The sequence below is a fragment of the Pontivivens insulae genome (assembly GCF_900302495.1).
Taxonomy (GTDB): domain Bacteria; phylum Pseudomonadota; class Alphaproteobacteria; order Rhodobacterales; family Rhodobacteraceae; genus Pontivivens; species Pontivivens insulae.
Genome location: NZ_OMKW01000001.1, coordinates 245,487 through 264,504 on the forward strand (window position 1 = coordinate 245,487; position 19,018 = coordinate 264,504).

Consider the following 19,018-nt stretch of genomic DNA (forward strand, 5'->3'; position numbering starts at 1 on the left):
GTTGGCGAGGTCTGTTGGTGTCCCTGATGAGGGTGGATCAGTTCAGCCCGAGCCAGCCGTCAACGATGGCGCCGTTCTCATCAATCCAGGCGGCAACAACCTCTTCGATCTCGCCACCCTGCACGACGACCTCGTATGTCAGCTCGGACAGCTCTCCGGCATCCATATCGATGGCCGCCAGGAACGATGCTGCCGCGGCGTTCCGGTCATTGAGAGAGTTGGAATAGGCCACGCGCACCGTCTTCACCTCGTCCCCGGTTGTGATCGAGGAGTTCTCGAACCAGTTCGCATCCTCATCCGGCGTGCTGATGGTGTAGGAGGCCGCGTCGTATTCCGGCTCTTCCAGAATGGTGACGGGGTAGAGCGCGTGCACATAGTGCGGGCGGTAGCAATAGAAGACGACGCCCTGCTCTTCGGCGATCGCATCGCGCAAGCGGGCATAGAAGACTGCCTCGTCTTCCGTGGTCGGCTCAAGGAAGGTGTCGATGCCGTAGTCCCGCGCCTTCACAAGATGGACGTTGGTGGAGGCCCAGCCAGATGCACCGACCCAGATTTCGCCCATGCCGCTGCCATCGGCGTCAAACAGTTCCTGGCCCATTGGCGTGGCCAGATCGAAGACCGACGTGATGCCATGATCTTCAACCATGTAATTCGGCACACAGAAGCCAGAGCGGCCCTCGTAAGAGCCTTCAGACAGGGAGACCGTGCCAGCCTCATCAACAAAGCGGTCGGTGAAGGAGGACTGGTTCGGCAACCAGACATCCGGATGGACATCGATATCGCCACGTCCGCCATCCATGGCTTCAAAGATGACTGCATTGGCGCCGGGCGCATAGCCGACTTCACCGCCAAGGCGGCCTTCGATGATCTGGCCGATCAGGTTGGCCATGATCTTTGCACCGGGCCAGCTCGGCTCACCGATCATCACGCGCTCTTGCGCCGAAGCGGCACCTGCGCCCATGGCGATGAGACCACAAAGAAGGGCTGTCTTGAGTTTCATGTTCTTACTCCTGTTGGAAGAGAGAGGGAGGGTTGGTTCAAGCCCGCGCTCTTTCGCGGCGCGGATCAAGGAATGGGATGGCACAGACAGTTCCAGTCAGCCGTTTCATGTGACCGTCCATCTGTCCGATCTCTAAAGGCGTGCCGTCGGCGGAGTGCTCGACCGCCAGCCGGACAATTGCGATGGCCCGTTCCAGGCTGGGGGATCGCGTGGCGGACGTGACAACGCCCACCGGGCGTTCGCCGGAATAGACGTGTGCGCCATGGGCCGGCACATCATCGCAATCAAGCAGCATGCCTTTCAGCACACGCCTGGGTGCCTCGGAATTGCGCTGCAACGCGGCCTTGCCAATGAAATCTGATTTCTTGAGGTCCACTGCAAAGCCGAGACCAGCCTCATATGCGTCCACATCAGCCGCAAATTCTGCGTTTGCTGCCGCCAGTCCCGCTTCGATCCGAATGATCTCAAGCGCATGGGCACCCATTGGCGCGATGCCAAATTCCTCACCGGCGTCCATGACCGCATCCCAGATCCGTGGGGCATCTGCCTGATCGCAAAACAGCTCATATCCCAGCTCACCAGTATAGCCAGACCGGGTCAGCATGAACGGCGCTCCCTCACGATCACCCAGACGGGCGACGGTCGCGCCGAACCATTTGAGCTGGTCCAGGTTCGGCACATGGGGCTGCGTGAAAACGATCTTCTTCAGAATATCGCGCGATCGCGGACCTTGCAGGGCAAGGTTTGGCAAGGACGACTGAATATCGTTGATCCGCACGTCGAGGCCCCGGGACTGCGCGACGAGATGCCGTCCCGATTCTTCGGTTCCGCAGCACCAGCGGAAGGTTTGGGGCCCCAGGCGGAACAGGGTTCCGTCGTCAATCACGATCCCTTGCTCGTCGCACAGCAACATGTAGCCGCCGCGCCATTGGGCCATCTTGGCAATATCGCGTGTCATCACGCGTTGCAGCAGGCGTTCAGCGTCGGGGCCAACGACGTCATATTTGCGCAGCGCGCTCATATCTTGCAGCGTCGCGCGCTCCCGGCAGGCCCAATATTCGCCCAATGTGCCGACCGCTGGGAAAGCGGTGGGCAGCCACAAATCGCGCGCTGGCGCGTATTGTTCCGTCAGCTTGCTGGTGCAGGCATGAAAGGCGGAATTCTGGCCGAGGGTCATGCGGGCGTCCTCTTTTTGCCGATGCGCGATTGCGCGCCGGATCGGCGTCTCGGGCTCGTAAATGCGAATGTGAATATCAGTCGGGTTCCATCCGTTGATCGGATCGACATCATCCGGGCAGGCGGTCGACACGCAGACCAGATCATCCATGGCGCGCATCGCAACATAGTCGCCGGGGCGCGACCATGACTCCTCAACCTGAATCCGGTTATCGGCGTGGTCGATCCAGGAGTTGAAAAAGAAGTTGATCGCGGGCCATGCCGTCCGACGGGCAATGCCGAAACGCTCCACTGCGTCAGAGATGTTGTCCGAGCAATTCACGTGACCGGGAAAGCCGCGCTCTTCATACCCGCGCGCCGTACAGGCCAGCGCAAATGTGTCGTGTCGCCCGACAGTATCCTGCACGACGTTGAGCAACGGACGCATTTCGGCGTCATAAAATTTGTCGAACAATCCTGGCCCCGGGTAGGCGCCCCCGACGAGCGTTCGTGTGACCGTGCTGTCGATACGCTCTTCAACGCCGCGTTCCAGACCCTGCGCGCGAAATGCCATAAAGTCGGAGCATTGCTGCCCATCAACATCAATGACCTGAACAGTCTCGCCCTTGCGCAATTCATAGGACATCGCCGTCGCACGCGGGACGGTGAATTCATCGCGTATGCGCCCGAGGGGCGGGGGAAGCACAATACCGGAACGATTGCTCCGTTTGACCTGCACCAAATAAGAGGAGCGGGACGCGCCATCGACGTGGCACTCTCGAGTGACAGGGTTCAGTGCCCAGAGGGTGCAAGGGGCCGTGACAGAAAGGACCAAAAGATCTTCATCAGCAGTGATGGCGCAAGACGGCACATCGAGCGCCCCACCCCGCGCACAGATCCACCCGGACATCATTTCGCCAGCTATCGAGTCAAATGCCACTTCGCTATTCGCTCGCAGTCCGAGGAATGACAATGCGTCGCCCCCATCTGCTGCGAGTGCAGCAAGCTCCGCGACAAGCGCACCGCCCGTTGCATGAAGACTGACGGTATCGCCAGCCTCAAGATCGACCTTAGTCGCCTGGCGAGGCTCGACTTGCCAAGACTGGGCGGGGTGCGGGGCGGACAGGCCATCAAACCGCCGCCCGACGGGGCGGGATTTACCATTGAGGAATGAAGCCAACACTGTCATAGCGCTCTCCTTGGCAATGTAGACGTCTACATCACGGAGCAATTCATATGTAGACGCCTACATGAGTCAAGTTACTTTTAGAGTGTCCAATCTCATGGCAGGGTGGGAGCATGAGCACAGCAGATGAATTTCGTCGTAAGAAACGCGCGACCATAATTGATGTCGGGCATGCGGCGGGGGTGTCGGATGCGACCGTCTCACGCGCGCTAAACCGACCTGAAACAGTGTCTGAAGCCACCCGCCAGAAGGTCCAGCAGGCGATTGTCGCGACCGGCTATGTCCCCAATGCTTTGGCAAAAGCGATGGTATCGGGACGTTCGCAGACCATCGGTGCGCTGATCCCAACCCTTGATCACGCCATCTTTTCGAAGTTCCTACACACGCTGGAATCGGAACTGTCGGCGCAAGGCTTCAACCTTGTCGTCGCGGTGACAAACGGAAACCGGGACTACGAGGTTTCCAAGGCAAAAAAGATGCTGGCCATGGGCGTGGAGGGGCTGATTGTGTCGGGTCTTTCCCACAACGATGAGCTGACATCAGAGGCGCGGCGCTATGGTGTGCCGCTCGTCCTGACATCCTACTATCAACCTGACCACGCGTTCCCGACCATCGGATACGACAACGCAAAAGCATCCGCCCTGGCTCTGGATCACCTTGTAGCCCATGGACACCGCAAAATCGCTGTGGTGCACGGTCCACTGGTTGGCAATGACCGCACACGCTCGAGGATAGCCGGATTGCAGGAGCATCCGGCTGCCGCAGGCCTCAACCTGATCGAAACCGATCTCAGCTATGCGGGAGGGGCCGCGGCAATAGACCGTCTCACCCCCGGCGAAACTGCTGTGCTTTGCCTGTCTGACGTTCTGGCGATGGGCGCATTGTTCGTTTGTCAGTCGAGGGGGATTGCCGTTCCGCAAGATCTCTCGATCATGGGATTCGATGATCTTGATCCATCCAAGTTCGTGACGCCCTCCCTGACAACGCTAAGCCTTCCGATTGCGCAGATGGGGCAACATACTGCGGCCGCGATGGCAGATCATTTGATGACGGGGAAGCCAATCCGCTCCATCGAGCTGCCTGTAATGTTGCAAGCCCGTGCATCAGTTGCGCATCGGCAATCCTGATTTCCGAGCGCGACGCGGACGCCCTCAGTTCGACTGGCTGGGCTGCACGCCATAGGCCGCCTTGTAGGCCCGCGCGAAGGCGCTCGCATCACAATAGCCGCTGCGCACCGCGACCTCGGCAATGGACATCGAACCGCGGCGGATCAGGTCGCGCGCAACGCCCAAGCGCAGGCGCTGGTAGACTGTTTGCGGAGACGCCCCGAGGCTCGCACGGAAGTGTCGGCCAAGCGTTCGCTGTGACAGACCTTGCGCCGTTGCGATGTCACTGATCGATAGCGGAACCTCAATGTTCTGCCGCATCAGCACCAGGCTTTCTGCAACGGCGGGGGGCACCCCTTTCCGGGGCCGGAAACCGGGATCGGGGGTGTTCCGGTCATTCAGGAAGAAAGCCGACACGTCCAGACCAAGCGCCACGCCATGGGTCTGCATCAACAGGTCCAGCACTGCATCAAAGGCAGCCATCGCCCCACCGCAGGTCATGACGTTGCCATCGCGCACAAAGCGATCTGCCACCACATCGACATCCGGGAACGCCTCGGAAAAGGCCACCAACTCATTCGGATGGATTGTCGCCTGTGCGTCCCGCAACAGACCTGCATCGGCCAGCAACCAAGGGCCGGTATCCATGGCAACAACCATGCGAAAGCGCCCGCGCGCCGCGCGCAACGCCCGCTGCGTCTCTGCCGAAGTCAGTGTCTGCACATCATAACTTGCCAACACGAACAGATAGGCGCCACCCGGATGATCGCGCAGGGACATTGCGGGCAGGACCGGCAATCCGCTTGAGGACGCGACCTGGCCGCCATCCAACGTCAGGAACGTCCAGTCATAAAAAGACCGCTCCAAAAATTCGTTGGCTGCCCGCAGTGGTTCAATCGCATTGGCGAGGCAATGGTTCGAAAAACTTGGCAGAAGCAAAACACCCACAGCTTGCCGATCACTCGCTGATTTTGTCCAATTTTGCATGAAATATGTCTAATTCTGCCGATCCCTCGCGGTCAATCGAAACAACGCTCGATCCAGCAGAACAGGGGAGTGCCATGGATTTCGGTCTTTCAGACGAACAGGAGATGATCGTCAGCACCGTCCGCAGTTTCGTGGAGAAGGAGATCTATCCACACGAGGCAGAGGTTGAGCGGACGGGTCAGGTGCCCCGTGAGCTTGGGGAGGCCATCAAGTCGAAAGTCATCGACCTTGGATTTTACGCCTGCAACTTCCCCGAGTCCGTGGGCGGAGCAGGTCTCAGCCATGTCGACTTCACTTTGGTCGAACGCGAGTTGGGTCGCGGCTCAATGGCCCTCACCCATTTCTTCGGGCGCCCTCAGAACATTCTGATGGCCTGCAACACTGATCAGCGTGAGCGCTATCTGCTTCCTGCCGTGCGGGGGGAAAAGATGGATGCGCTCGCCATGACCGAGCCGGATGCCGGTTCCGACGTGCGGGGCATGAAATGTCAGGCCGCTCGGGACGGGGGGGATTGGGTCGTCAACGGCTCTAAGCACTTTATCTCTGGCGCTGAGCATGCCGACTTTTTCATCGTGTTTATAGCAACCGGCGTCGATGACACGCCGAAGGGGCCAAAGAAACGGATCACCACGTTCCTTGTGGATCGCGGCACACCCGGGTTCGAAGTGCGTGAGGGCTACAATTCCGTCAGCCACAAGGGCTACAAGAATTACATCCTCTATTTCGACAACTGCCGCTTGCCCGATGCGCAAGTCCTGGGTGCGGTCGACGGCGGATTTGCTGTGATGAATGAGTGGCTCTATGCCACACGCCTGACGGTAGCCGCCTTCAGTGTTGGCCGTGCCCGACGCTGTTTTGATTATGCGCTGAACTACGCGGCAGAGCGGCAGCAATTCGGCCAACCCATCGGCAAGTTTCAGGGCGTTGGTTTTCAAATCGCGGACATGATCACCGAAATTGATGCGGCGGATTGGCTGACGCTGGCCGCCGCATGGCGTCTCGACCAGCAACTCCCGGCCAATCGGGAGATTGCGTCAGCGAAGCTTTACGCGTCCGAGGCGCTTGCCCGCGTGACGGACGCGACCCTGCAAATCTATGGTGGGATGGGGCTGATGGATGACTTTCCCATCGAACGTTTCTGGCGCGACGCACGGGTCGAGCGCATTTGGGACGGCACCTCCGAGATCCAGCGCCACATCATCAGTCGCGACCTCTTGCGCCCCCTGGGGGCCTGATGCGCGGGTTAGACCGCCTTTTCAGACCCCGCTCCATCGCGGTGTTCGGTGGGGGAGACTGGGTGCCCGCAGTCGTTGAGCAGTGCCGCAAGATTGGCTTTGATGGCCAGATTTGGCCGGTCCATCCAACACGAGCCGAAATTGCTGGTCAGCCCGCATATCGCGATGTGGAGGCCCTTCCCGCACCGCCGGATGCCAGTTTCATCGGCGTGAACAGGCACGCTACGCTCGACATCGTTCGCGCCCTTGCGCACCGGGGATCCGGCGGAGCGGTCTGCTTTGCTTCCGGCTTCAGCGAAGCGCAAGCCGAACTTGCGGATGGGGCGGGCCTGCAAGCAGATCTTCTGGAGGCAGCAGGTGAGATGCCCGTTCTGGGGCCAAACTGCTACGGATTTCTCAACTACCTCGATCGGGTCACAATCTGGCCCGACCAGCATGGTGGCCTTCCGGTTGAGCGTGGCGTGGCCATCGTCATGCAATCCTCCAATATCGCGATCAATCTGACGATGCAGACCCGTGGCGTTCCCATCGCCTATATGGTCACCGTGGGCAATCAGGCGCAGACAGGCATGTCTGAAGTGGGTGCAGCCCTGTTGCGCGACCCGCGTGTCACCGCACTGGGCCTGCATATCGAGGGGATAGGCGACCTGCGGGCTTTCGAAGCGTTGGCGGCGCAGGCCCGCACGCTCGGCAAGTCAATCATCGCCCTCAAAGTGGGACGATCACCACAAGCGCGCGCTGCCACGATCTCTCACACGGCGTCCTTGGCTGGCAGCGACGCCGGCGCCAACGCGCTTCTCTCCCGCCTTGGGATTGGGCAAGCCAGCAGCGTCGCGGGCTTTTTGGAGGCGCTCAAACTGCTGCACGTGACCGGTGGGCTGACCTCGGACAGGATCGCGGCCATGTCCTGTTCGGGGGGCGAAGCCAGCCTGATCGCTGACAGCTTTGTCGACAGCCCTGCCACCTTCCCGGCCCTCGTGCCAATGCAGTCAACGGCCCTGCGCGATGCGCTTGGCGCGAAGGTCGCCTTGGCCAATCCGCTGGACTATCACACGTATATCTGGGCTGACGAAGACGCGATGACGGCCACGTTCACAGCAATGATGCAGGCTGACCTTTCCCTTGGCATCGTGGTGCTGGACTTTCCGCGTCCAGACCGCTGCCCGGCCCCGGCGTGGGACTTGGTGGTCAACGCCGTCCGCCGAACCGCAGCAGACGTGGGTAAGCCGATGGCGATCCTGTCATCTCTGCCTGAAACCATGCCCGAACAAGTGGCCATCCAGCTCGTCCGAGAGGGCATTGTCCCGCTCTGTGGCATGGCCGAAGCGGTGGAGGCCGTCGGAACAGCGCTTTCCCTCTCCAGATCAGAACCCGCGCCCCTTTTGTTGCCAGACCCTGTTGCGGCTACGATCACGCTTTCTGAAGCAGAAGCAAAGTCAGCCCTGAACGGCTATGGCGTGCCCATCCCGGCATCAGAACGCGCCGACACTCTGCGCGAAGCAATCGAGGCCGCCACGCGCATCGGCTTTCCCGTCGTGGTTAAGGGGGAGGGCCTTGCCCACAAGACGGAGGCTGGGGCCGTCGCACTTAATCTTTTATCGCCTGAAGACGTGGCGCAGGCCATCGGCCAGTTGCCTGTGACGGGCTATCTGGTCGAGGAGATGGTGCAGGACACGGTTGCGGAACTGCTGATCGGTGTCGTTCTGGACCCTGCTCATGGCTATGTGCTGACGCTGGCGGCTGGCGGCACGCTAACCGAAGTTTTGTCTGACAGCACATCCCTGCTTGTTCCATCTTCACGTGACTCCATTCGAACCGCGCTGACCGGACTGCGTCTCTGGCCTGTCTTGCAGGGTTACCGCGGCAAACCGCCCATCAATTTGGACGCTCTGCTCGACACCGCGATGGCCGTGCAGGACTATGTGATCGCGGAGCGCCCTGCCGAGGTTGAGATCAATCCCGTCCTCTGTTCGCCAAAGCGAGCCATTGCTGCCGATGCCCTGATCCTAAGAAAGGCCTGACCCATGACCGACGCACCGATCAAAACCCAGCGCAACGGGCACGTGCTCGAAGTCACCCTCGACCGGCCAAAGGCAAATGCCGTCGATCTGGCCACAAGCCGTATCATGGGTGAGGTCTTTACCGACTTTCGCGACGACCCCGAATTGCGCGTCGCAATCCTCACCGCCGCTGGTGAGAAATTCTTCTGCCCTGGCTGGGACCTGAAGGCCGCCGCAGATGGGGACGCGGTGGATGGGGACTACGGTGTCGGCGGTTTCGGAGGACTGCAAGAATTGCGGGGCCTGAACAAGCCGGTGATCGCCGCAGTTAACGGTATCTGCTGCGGTGGTGGGCTTGAGATTGCACTTTCCGCGGACATCATCCTCGCAGCCGACCACGCGACCTTCGCCTTGCCCGAAATCCGATCTGGCACGGTTGCTGACGCGGCCAGCATCAAGCTGCCAAAACGGATCCCGTACCATATCGCGATGGAGATGCTGTTCACCGGTCGTTGGCTGGACACGGACGAGGCTGCCCGCTGGGGCCTGATCAACCACGTCTATCCGGCTGCGGACCTGATGGGCGAGGCGCGCAAGCTTGCCGAATTGCTGGCGTCAGGCCCACCGCTTGTCTACGCGGCCATCAAGGAGGTTGTGCGCGAAGCGGAGGGAATGAAATTTCAGGATGCCCTCAACAAGATCACGAAAAGCCAGTTTGAGACTGTTGAGCGGCTGTATCGCTCGGAAGATCAGCTTGAAGGGGCTAGGGCCTTTGCAGAAAAACGCGATCCGGTCTGGAAAGGGAAATAGGGCACCATCGTCGCGGGGCCGAGCGTCGCAATAGTTAAGAAAAACTAAAAAAAATTTGTCCTCGATGGAACCAATCATAGGTTTCAAGCATTGGGGAGGGTTGGCATTGACTGATGCGGCCAATGAGATGACGCTGCGGAGCAGACTGCGCGGCGACACAATGCGAATGCATATCGCGCTGGACGAACGCGTCAGCGCGTTTGATTTGGCGTGCTCAGATGGGCTGCGCGCCTACCTTTGGATGCAAGCGGCTGGTCTTGTCCACGTCTGCTCGGGCCCCCTCTCTCACCCAGTTCACGTCATGGTCGATGATCTGCTGTTGCGGGCCAAATCTGACCTCGCAGCGCTGGAAGCGCCTGACTTGCCGCACGCTAATCCCCACAATCTTGACCAACTCGCGACAGCATATGTCCTTTGCGGTTCGCGCCTTGGGAATTCGATCCTAAAGAGGCGCTGGCAATCCGGCGCTGTTGGACGACCCGAAGCCTATTTCAGCGCCCCATCTTATATCGAGCTTTGGCGCGCCTTCGTTGCAGAAGCGAGCGCTCAGCCCGCCTTCGGCCATCACGCCGATCGTGTGGTGACGGATGCGAATGCTCTATTCGGCACATTCCTCTCCCTTGCAGAAGATGCTGCACGTCACCGAGTGAAAGCCCATGTCTGAGCAAAATTCAGTTCACCATATCGACGACGTAGACCTTACAAGCTGTGATCGGGAGCCGATCCACCAGCTTGGGCATGTCCAAAATTATGGTGCGTTGATCGCATGTTCTTCGGACTGGAACATTGCCCACATCTCGATGAATGTCGGCCAGATTTTGGGGATCGAGCGGTCTGCGGGGGATCTGGTTGGTGTTCCTCTGCGTGACATTCTGCCGGAAAAGTCGGTGCACGACCTGCGCTCACAGGTTCAGATGCTGGCGGGCCCGGATGCGGTGGCGCGTCTCTTTGATTTTGACTTGTTCGAAGATGGACGCCCATTCGACATTGCCGTTCACCAGTCTGGGCAGCATGTCATTCTCGAATTTGAACAGCGCGCGGCCGGGCGGCGCGTCGGTGCGGATTCCCAGATCGTTCAGGGTCTGCTCGCGCGCATCCGTCGCCATGGAAAAGTCGAAGATTTGGCGCGGGAGGCCGCGCGCGGCCTCAAGATGCTGACCGGCTATGACCGTGTCATGGTCTACCGTTTCGAAGAGGACGGATCCGGCACGGTGGCCGCAGAGTTTGCCAATCCGGGGATGGAGCCGTTTCTGGGCCTCAGGTACCCTGCAACGGATATTCCCAAACAGGCCCGCGCGCTCTACAAACGGAACCTTTTGCGGCTCATCGAAGACGTGGACGGCCAAATTCACCCGATCGAGCCACGGATTAGCCCCGACGGAACGCCACCTGACCTGTCGCTCGCGGCGACACGGGCGGTCTCCCCCATTCATCTGGAATACCTGCGCAATATGGGCGTAGGCGCCACTCTGACGGTTTCCATCCTGTGCAAAGGGGAGCTTTGGGGCCTGTTTTCGTGCCACCACAACAGCCCCCGGCATATCGGGTTTGAAAAACGCATGACGGTTGAGCTTTTCAGCCAGTTCTTCAACTACGAGCTCAATCAGCGTCTCGCCAGTCAGGAGTTGGAGGAGATCGAGCGCGCCAACCAGATGCATGGTCGCTTCATGTCGCGCATGAGCGGCGGCGAAAGTCTTTTGGACAGTTTCGAAACCTTCGAACGGGAAATTGCCGAGGTGATTTCATTCGACGGGATCGCGATTTTCACCGATAGCGTCTATCGCTCGCAAGGGCGGGCGCCAACGGCTGAGGAATTCAGCCGCCTCGCCAGATTCCTGAACACCGCACCACCGGGAGAAATCTACAAAACCGATGAGATCGTCGCCCGCTATCCGCAAGGAGAGGAATTTGCAGATCGGGCGGCTGGTTTCCTCGCGCTGCCGATCTCGCGAAAGCCACGCGACTACATTGTCTTCTTCCGTCAGGAGCTGGCGCAATCGGTGAATTGGGCCGGAGACCCGAACAAGGCCGCAGGCCTGTCAGCCGATGGACGCAGCCTGACGCCGCGCAACAGCTTCGCAAGCTGGCGCCAAATTGTGCGTGGCAAATGCCAACCTTGGACAACGCGCGAACTGCGCGCGGCTGATGCCCTTCGAGTCACGCTTCTCGAAGTGGTCCTGAAGATGAGTGACGATGCGAATGCAGCCCGGGCGCGGGCGGCTGAGCAACAAGAATTGCTGATCGCAGAGTTGAACCATCGGGTTCGCAACATCCTGAATCTGATCCGTGGCCTTGTCTCCCAGACTGGGCAGGAGGCCGTTTCGGTCGAAAGCTATACCCGCATTCTGGACGATCGCATCAGCGCCCTTGCGCGCGCTCATGACCAGTTGACCAACCGCAACTGGGATTGGGTTCCACTCAAGGCACTGATCCGGACCGAGCTGCAGGCCTTTGAGAGCACAGCTCTCGGCGCAGTCGACTTGACCGGGCATGATATCGACCTGTCGCCCGCAGCGTTCTCAACCATGGCGCTCGTCATTCATGAGCTGATGACCAATGCTGTCAAATATGGCGCGCTTCGCAGCGAGGGTGGCAAGGTCGCAATCCATCTGGCGATTGGTGCAGAGGGTGAGGCCCATCTGAGCTGGCAGGAAACTGGCGGCCCCAAGGTGGAAACGCCCAGCCGACGGGGTTTCGGCACTACAATCATCGAAAGGTCGATCCCTTACGAAATGCAGGGCAAATCGCGGATGTGGTTTAATCCCGGTGGTCTCGAAGTGGCGCTGGAAATCCCGGCTCGGCACGTGGCTGCCGGTGAAGCAATCGATGACACGGACCAAGATGAAAACGGCGCCGATGACATTGAAAGCCCGCTGAGTGGCGCGGCCCTTGTCGTTGAAGACAACATGATCATCGCAATGGAGGCTGTCGACATCCTCGAAGATTTGGGGGCGACACGTGTTGAGACGGCAGGCAGCGTTGCCATCGCGATGGAGGTTCTTGGAAAAGACGTGCCGGAGTTCGTCCTGCTGGACGTGAATTTAGGCACAGAAACCTCCGCCGAGGTCCTAAAGGCCTGTCTAGCGCAGAAAATCCCGGTCATTCTCGCAACTGGCTATGGCGAGCGGCAGGAGATGACGCTTGCCCATCCCAATGTGCCAGTTGTGGCGAAGCCCTACACAAAGGCGGAGATACGCAAGGCGTTGGCAGGTTTGCGCCGCGCCTAACGCCATATCTCTTTCGCTCAGGCCCACTATCCTTTCGCGTCCTGCGCCTATGTTTTTGCGCCGTAGGACAATGGCCTGCGGGGAAGTAGGCTTGTGTGGTCTAGTGAAAGGAGACAGCCATCAGATACATGAAAAGATACGCCGTTCGGGCGGCACCTTCCCTCAGCCGCCTGAACGCTTCGGCTTGCAATTCCCGTGGCTCTCACTTTTGGTACATCAATGGCAATTGATGATTCAGATATTCGACTCGTCCGCAAGGGCTGGGCGACCGCAGTGGCCGCGGCCGACCAGACAGCGCAGAGTTTCTATGCCAATCTCTTTCGCATCGCGCCGGGAACCCGGCCGCTGTTTCGTGAGGATATTGACGTTCAAGGGCGCAAGCTTGTGGAAACACTCGACTTCATTGTCGATCATCTTGATGAGCTCGACACGCTGCTGCCTGCTGCGCGTGATCTTGCCATCCGGCATACCGCCTATGGCGTCCAAACCGAGCATTACGACCATGTTGGGACGGCCCTTATCACAACCTTGCAAGACCTTCTCGGTCGCGATTTCACCGATGAAGATCAGGCTGCGTGGACCCGCGTCTATGGCACTTTGAGCGGACAAATGATTGCTGCGACGTCGGCCTGACACGTCCAGACTATCCGTTCGTATAGCGCTCCTATCCGACTGCCCACGGGCGGCTGGGCCGCTTTTGCACTATCTATCCTGTCAGCACAGCCCAGCAGACCGGATTCGCCATGAAAATCGACGTGATCAACGCAAGCCTTTCCGACGGCGCAGATTCGCTCGCCGCGCAGATTTCTGCCCTTCCTGAAAAGCCGAGTTTCATTTCTGTCCAACTCAACTGTGAGCTTGATCCGGCGGCAATCATCGCGGCGGCTGACGATGCCGCGCTTATTGGTGCGACCTCTGCCCTTGGTAGTATGAGCGATGCGGGCCCGATTGATGGAGCAGTTGCGTTCTGCATTTCTGATGCCGACGGTGACTATGGCGTCGGAACTGCCGCCCTCGCCGATGATGCGACTGCGGCTGCCCGACAGGCTACGACGGATGCCTTGCGCAACGCCGATCGGATCGGGGAGCAGCCCGCGCTGGTCTGGGTGATGACGACACCGGGGCGGGAGGAGGCCGTTCTGGCGGGGATCGAGGCTGTTGTGACTGCCCATGTCCCCATCATCGGTGGCAGTGCTGCGGACAATACAGTTTCAGGCGACTGGTTCGTCTTTGGTCAGGACGTCCTAAAGGGCGATGCAGTTGCCGTCGCCGTTCTCTTTCCCAGCGGACCAGTGCAACACGCCTATCAGAACGGCTACGCACCGACAGAGCATTCCGGCACGGTTACGCGCGCAGAAGGGCGGCATGTCCTTGAACTCGACGGGAAACCCGCGATGGATGTCTACCGCGAGTGGACGGCCGACTCTGTTCCTGCGGCGCCTCCTTCCGGCGACGAACCGCGGGCCATTCTTGCAGAGAGCACCCTCTGGCCCTTGGGCCGGGAAATCGGCTCTCTCAATAACGTGCCGCAATATCTGCTGGCGCACCCCAGTGGCGTCGACAGCGCAGGGGGGCTGCATCTTTTCGCGGATGTGGCCGAAGGGGAAACACTGGTTCAGATGTCGGGCAGCATCGGCGGCCTCGTCAGCCGCGCGGGACGGGTCGCGACACTTGCAAAGGATGCCGGCTCCTTACGCGACCGCCGTATCGCGGGCGCGTTGATGGTCTATTGTGGTGGCTGCATGTTTGCAGTGCGCGATCACATCGACGCTGTTTGTGACGGCGTTGCGGACGCGCTGCCAGAAACACCATTCGCGGGCTATTTCTCCTTTGGTGAGCAGGGCCCCGTGGTCGGTGGCGAAAACCGCCATGGTAACCTCATGATCTCTTGCATAGTATTTGGCGAGGCCAGCTGAGGAGATCCACATGGCAAGCGATGAGGCGCTTCGCGAAGCGCTTCTCGAATTGCAGACCCTGCGGGAGCGTGAGACGGCGGCGCACACGACGACGGCGAACCTGCTTGCCTGTCTGGAGGCCCTCAACTCCGCTGAAGACCCCCGCACCGGCCTCAGGGCGCTTTTGCAAGTGCTGGTCTCTCGCCTGAATGCCGATCAAGCGATGCTGGTCGAGGGCGTCGGAGGCATGCGAACGCGGGTCACTATCTCGGACGGGAGCACGCCCGCGGGTGCAGAGATTGTGTTCCCCTTCTCACCCTTTCGACGCCAGCGCAATCTGATGGATCTGCATGCCGCAGGGGAATGGAGCAGCGATGCCCTGTCCTTTGACGACCTAAACAGTGTCCTTGTGGCACCCGCGGGGGGCGAGCTGACACTATTGGTGCTGGCTCAGGAGCCCGCTGCCTTCGCGGCCCTCGACTCAGAGCTTGCAAGCAAGGTTGCTCCCCTAGCAGCACAAGGGTGGCGGTCTGCGAAGCTGGTGAGTGAAAACGCCCTGCTTGCCGCGACAATTCAGGGATCGTCCTCTGGTTTTGCCATTTCGGATGCACGCACGGATGAAAAACCGCTGATCTACGTGAACCCGGCGTTTGAAGAGCTTTCGGGCTATAGCGCTGCGGAAGTGTTAGGCCGCAATTGCCGGTTCCTGACGGCAGAACCGGAAAACTCCCCTGAACGCCGTCGGTTAAGCGCGACGGTTGCCCAGAATGGGCGCGGGCGGTTTCTGTTGCGCAACAAGCGCAAGTCGGGGGAAGGATTCTGGAACGAACTCACGCTATTTCCAGTGCTGAACGAACAGGATGAAGTCACCCATCTGGTCGCCACCCAAACTGACGCCACCGTCAGGGTGCAGGCCGAAGAGGATCGCGACGCGGTCCGCACCCGGATGGAGGCTGCGCTTCGTGCAACTGAAGATGCGTTTCTCATCGTTGAGCCTGACGGCCAGATTATCTTTGCCAATGCCGCCATGCGCGAACAATTCCCATCTGACACCATTGGATGGGCACGCGGATCACGTTTCATCGACAATTGGGCCGATTACCTCAATGCCCTGCCCCGCGCCCCTGCGGAGGAGCTGCGCGTTCCCGATTTCGCAAGATTGGCGCGCGAAGGCGCACGGCGCGAAGTGTCTTTCCCCGATGGCCGATCCTTCTTGATGAATGCCTCGCGGATGGAAGATGGCGCCTTTGTGGTCTTCGCGACCAACATCACGGCGTTGAAAGTGGCGGAGAGGGTGTCTTTGCAACAGCTCGCCGCCCTTGATGCAGCCCTTGACGGGATTGCGTTGGTGGACAAATCCGGCCGCATCCTCTCGCTAAACAGCGCAGCGGTCGGCCTGTTGGGTTTCCGCGATCAGGAAAGTGCGATGGGGCACAAGTGGCCGCGTCGTTATGTTGGGGCAGAGCCAGATATGGAGACACCGGCCATCGTTGCCCGTTCTGGCGAGCGCGAGGAGGAAAGGCATGAGATCAGCCTTTCCCCCACACGCTATGGGACCGTGCTGGTCATTCGGGACGTTACCGCCCGATTGCGGGAAGAGGACAAGGCCCGCAGCTTGGGAGAGGCACTTGCCGTTGCCCAAAGGCGGGAGGCTGTTTCGCAGATCACGGCTGGATTGGCCCATGACTTCAATAACGTGCTGTCCGCAATCATGGGGTCCGCGTCTCTGATCTCGATGGACAACAACGTTCATGAGAAGGCGCGCGGGCATGCCGCTCGGGTCGAGACGGCAGGTCGATCTGCCGCCAAACTGGTCAACCGGTTGCTCGATATGGGCACCGAGGCGCAAGATCACAGCCTGTTCGACCTACGATCGGCCCTGACCGACCTCCCCGATCTTCTCGGGTCCAACCTCCCGGGCAATCAGCGCCTCAAAATTGATGCCGGTCCTCAGGCACTCGTTGTCGAGGGCGATATGGCGGAGCTATCGCAAATCCTGCTCAACATGGTGCTCAACGCACGCGATGCGATGGGGGACAGTCCGGGCCAGATTACACTCAGCCTGTCGAGTCACACGCCCCAACGTACAACGCAGGAGGCCGTTGGCGTGCTCGAAGCAGGTCAGCACTATGCGTTGATCGAAATCCAGGATGAGGGGGCGGGTATAGACGCTGACGCCCTGCCAAAGCTATTCGATGCCTATTTCTCAACAAAAGGGGCCAAGGGGACAGGTCTGGGCCTTGCCGTCGCCGCGACGCAGATCCGCGCCATGCGCGGCGCAATCGACGTGCAATCCACCTTGGGCGAAGGAACGATCATGCGCCTGTTCTGTCCTCTGGCCGAACTGTCTGAAGCAGCGCAGCAAAGCGACGATACCGCGACTGACATTTCACTTGCAGGCACGACACTGCTGGTGGTCGACGATGATTCAGGCGTTGCCGAAGTCCTCTCTGCGTTCCTCGAAGCCCAAGGGGCCGAGGTCGCGACCTGCGAAGATCCGCTGGATGCAGCCGAGGCGCTGGCAGAAGATCCCGATTCTTGGTCTGCGCTGATCACAGACTACGATATGCCCGGAATGAATGGTGGTGAGTTGGTGGAGCACACGCGCACCGTTGCCCCGAATGTACCGATCTTCGTCGTAACCGCGCTGGCCCGGCGCACCACCGACCCACGCCTGCGGGCCGAAAATATCGCCGGCTTGTTTGCCAAACCCGTCGATTTGCGCAAACTGGCCGAAGCCATTTCGGAGGCCCTGCCGGGCCGTGACTGAGGAAACGCCCTGCTCATGCGCATTCTGATTGCCGACGACCACGACCTTGTGCGCGAAACGCTTAGCGCCTTTCTCACCAATGAGGGGGAATTCGAGGTGGTCCTGGCAGAGGATTTGCCATCAGCAAAGGACAGGATTGCCGAAGACGGTCCCTATGATCTCGTGCTGCTCGACTATGGAATGCCCGGCATGAACGGGCTCGACGGATTGGGCGAAGCGCAGGCGGCAAATGGCGGCAAACCTGTCGCGCTCATGTCCGGTATCGCACCGAAGGAGATCGCGCAAAAGGCCGTCGATCAGGGTGCCGCGGGCTTTCTGCCCAAAACGATCGCGGCCAAATCGCTCGTCAATGCGGTCAGGTTCATGTGCATGGGCGAAACCTATATCCCGCACGATTTCCTGACCCGCGAGGAAGAAGAGGTCGCAAAACATCCTCTTGCGGCCAAAATGTCAGAACGGGAACTTCAGGTGCTCGGCGGCCTCTGCCGTGGGCTGTCCAACAAAGAAATAGCGCGCGAGCTGGATTTGCAGGAAGTCACCGTGAAGCTTCACGTGAAGACGCTGTCCCGCAAGTTGGAAGCGCGCAACCGCACACATGCTGCGATGATCGGGAAAGAAGCGGGACTCGTCTGAGAGCGGTCAGCGAGACGCCGCACTTACCCTGCGCCAAGAGTTGACCAGCGACGTTCAGAGAAATACCCGGCCAAATGGTCAAATGTCAGCCGGATCCGCCGACTGGTCTGAATTTCGCGATGCGTGACCAGCCACACCGGCACGCTCATGGTGGGGCGGTCATCCAACACACGCACCAGTCCCATTCGGTCCCTGCCTTCTGTGACAGGAAGGATTGCCACCCCTGCCCCCGCGCGGGCGAGTTCGTACATCGCGCTTCCACTGGTCGTCGTGATCCCAAAACTCTCCACACTCACATCCAGACCCATATGCTTCAGCTGAGGGATCAACCGCTCCGCCTTTTCGAACCCGATGAACGGCAAGGCGGAGATTTGCTGTGCCGTCTCCAAGGGGCCGTATCGTTCAGCCAGCGACGGTGCCACGAAGAGCCCTACCTCGATATCCGCCAGTCTTCTTGCCACCAGATCGGGCTGCTCTGGCCGGACATGGCGAATGGCAATGTCCGCATCCCGGCGTGTAAGATCTGAAACCTGATTGAGCGGGATGAGCTCGATCCGAATGCCCGGATGCGCGTTCCGCAAAGCGATCAGGCATTCAGGCATGGCGTATGCCGCCATCGCGTCACTGCAGGTCAGGCGTACCACGCCTTCAACCGCAGTGCTCTGCCCCGTTGCCGACAATGAGATCCGCGACGCTGCATCCGCCATGGCGCGCACATGGCTTAGCAATTCAGCGCCCGCATCGGTGATCTGCATCTTGCGTGTCCCACGCTCGAACAGCGTCAGGCCCAAAGCATCCTCCAGCACGGAGATCTGTCGGCTCAATGTCGGCTGCGTCTGATCCAACGCCCGCGCTGCACCGGATAGGGAGCCGTGCTCCACCGTCGCCAAAAACGCACGTACATGATTCCAGTCAAAGCTGATCGCGGCCCAGTTCATAGTTTTTTGTATATCCACTATCCCAATTTCGTCAATTTTATACAGATTTCGAATAGCTGAAAAGAGAGCGCAAAGG

14 protein-coding genes are annotated in these 19,018 nt (G+C 59.8%); 10 read left to right on the forward strand and 4 right to left on the reverse strand.

The genetic code is table 11. The features are described 5' to 3' along the window. Positions 1–37: 37 nt before the first annotated feature. Entirely contained in the window at positions 38–1,000 is a 963-nt protein-coding gene (locus POI8812_RS01240; protein WP_108780716.1) for an ABC transporter substrate-binding protein, read from the reverse strand. A 37-nt stretch (positions 1,001–1,037) separates the two neighbouring features. Further along, complete coding sequence (locus POI8812_RS01245) at positions 1,038–3,344, reverse strand: DUF1989 domain-containing protein (protein ID WP_108780717.1); 2,307 nt, start codon at positions 3,342–3,344, stop codon at positions 1,038–1,040. Positions 3,345–3,454: 110 nt separating this feature from the next. On the opposite strand from POI8812_RS01245, the gene POI8812_RS01250 reads away from it, so the two are divergent. Further along, positions 3,455–4,468 (forward strand): LacI family DNA-binding transcriptional regulator, encoded by a 1,014-nt coding sequence (locus POI8812_RS01250; RefSeq protein ID WP_108780718.1) that lies wholly within the window; start codon positions 3,455–3,457, stop codon positions 4,466–4,468. Positions 4,469–4,492: 24 nt separating this feature from the next. On the opposite strand, the gene POI8812_RS01255 is transcribed toward POI8812_RS01250, so the two are convergent. After that, the gene (locus POI8812_RS01255; RefSeq protein ID WP_108780719.1) at positions 4,493–5,434 is read right to left on the reverse strand and encodes a GlxA family transcriptional regulator; all 942 of its coding nucleotides are present in this window, start codon (positions 5,432–5,434) and stop codon (positions 4,493–4,495) included. Positions 5,435–5,508: 74 nt separating this feature from the next. Here POI8812_RS01255 and POI8812_RS01260 point away from each other — a divergent pair, with 74 nt between their 5' ends. From POI8812_RS01260 to POI8812_RS01300, 9 genes are all read left to right on the forward strand, one after another. Next, positions 5,509–6,669 (forward strand): acyl-CoA dehydrogenase family protein, encoded by a 1,161-nt coding sequence (locus POI8812_RS01260; RefSeq protein WP_108780720.1) that lies wholly within the window; start codon positions 5,509–5,511, stop codon positions 6,667–6,669. Next, positions 6,669–8,690, forward strand: coding sequence for an acetate--CoA ligase family protein (locus POI8812_RS01265; RefSeq protein ID WP_181377179.1), 2,022 nt, complete (start codon positions 6,669–6,671; stop codon positions 8,688–8,690). The genes POI8812_RS01260 and POI8812_RS01265 overlap by 1 nt, the downstream gene beginning before the upstream one ends. Positions 8,691–8,693: 3 nt before the next feature. Further along, positions 8,694–9,479: a carnitinyl-CoA dehydratase gene (locus tag POI8812_RS01270; protein WP_108780721.1), complete on the forward strand. Its 786-nt coding sequence runs from the start codon at positions 8,694–8,696 to the stop codon at positions 9,477–9,479. Positions 9,480–9,585: 106 nt separating this feature from the next. Then, positions 9,586–10,143 carry a heme oxygenase-like domain-containing protein gene (locus tag POI8812_RS01275; RefSeq protein ID WP_108780722.1) on the forward strand — a complete coding sequence of 186 codons (558 nt, stop codon included), beginning with the start codon at positions 9,586–9,588 and terminating at the stop codon, positions 10,141–10,143. Beyond that, the gene (locus tag POI8812_RS01280) at positions 10,136–12,706 is read left to right on the forward strand and encodes an HWE histidine kinase domain-containing protein (RefSeq protein ID WP_108780723.1); all 2,571 of its coding nucleotides are present in this window, start codon (positions 10,136–10,138) and stop codon (positions 12,704–12,706) included. The genes POI8812_RS01275 and POI8812_RS01280 overlap by 8 nt, the downstream gene beginning before the upstream one ends. Positions 12,707–12,925: 219 nt before the next feature. Beyond that, complete coding sequence (locus tag POI8812_RS01285) at positions 12,926–13,339, forward strand: globin domain-containing protein (RefSeq protein WP_108780724.1); 414 nt, start codon at positions 12,926–12,928, stop codon at positions 13,337–13,339. Between the two features lie 110 nt (positions 13,340–13,449). Further along, positions 13,450–14,622, forward strand: coding sequence for an FIST signal transduction protein (locus POI8812_RS01290; RefSeq protein ID WP_108780725.1), 1,173 nt, complete (start codon positions 13,450–13,452; stop codon positions 14,620–14,622). A 10-nt stretch (positions 14,623–14,632) separates the two neighbouring features. Next, positions 14,633–17,371 (forward strand): PAS domain-containing hybrid sensor histidine kinase/response regulator, encoded by a 2,739-nt coding sequence (locus POI8812_RS01295; RefSeq protein ID WP_108780726.1) that lies wholly within the window; start codon positions 14,633–14,635, stop codon positions 17,369–17,371. Positions 17,372–17,386: 15 nt separating this feature from the next. Next, positions 17,387–18,004 (forward strand): response regulator transcription factor, encoded by a 618-nt coding sequence (locus POI8812_RS01300; protein ID WP_108780727.1) that lies wholly within the window; start codon positions 17,387–17,389, stop codon positions 18,002–18,004. 23 nt (positions 18,005–18,027) lie between these two features. Here the strand turns inward: POI8812_RS01300 and POI8812_RS01305 are convergent, their stop codons facing one another. Continuing rightward, complete coding sequence (locus tag POI8812_RS01305) at positions 18,028–18,942, reverse strand: LysR family transcriptional regulator (protein WP_108780728.1); 915 nt, start codon at positions 18,940–18,942, stop codon at positions 18,028–18,030. Positions 18,943–19,018: the final 76 nt, after the last annotated feature.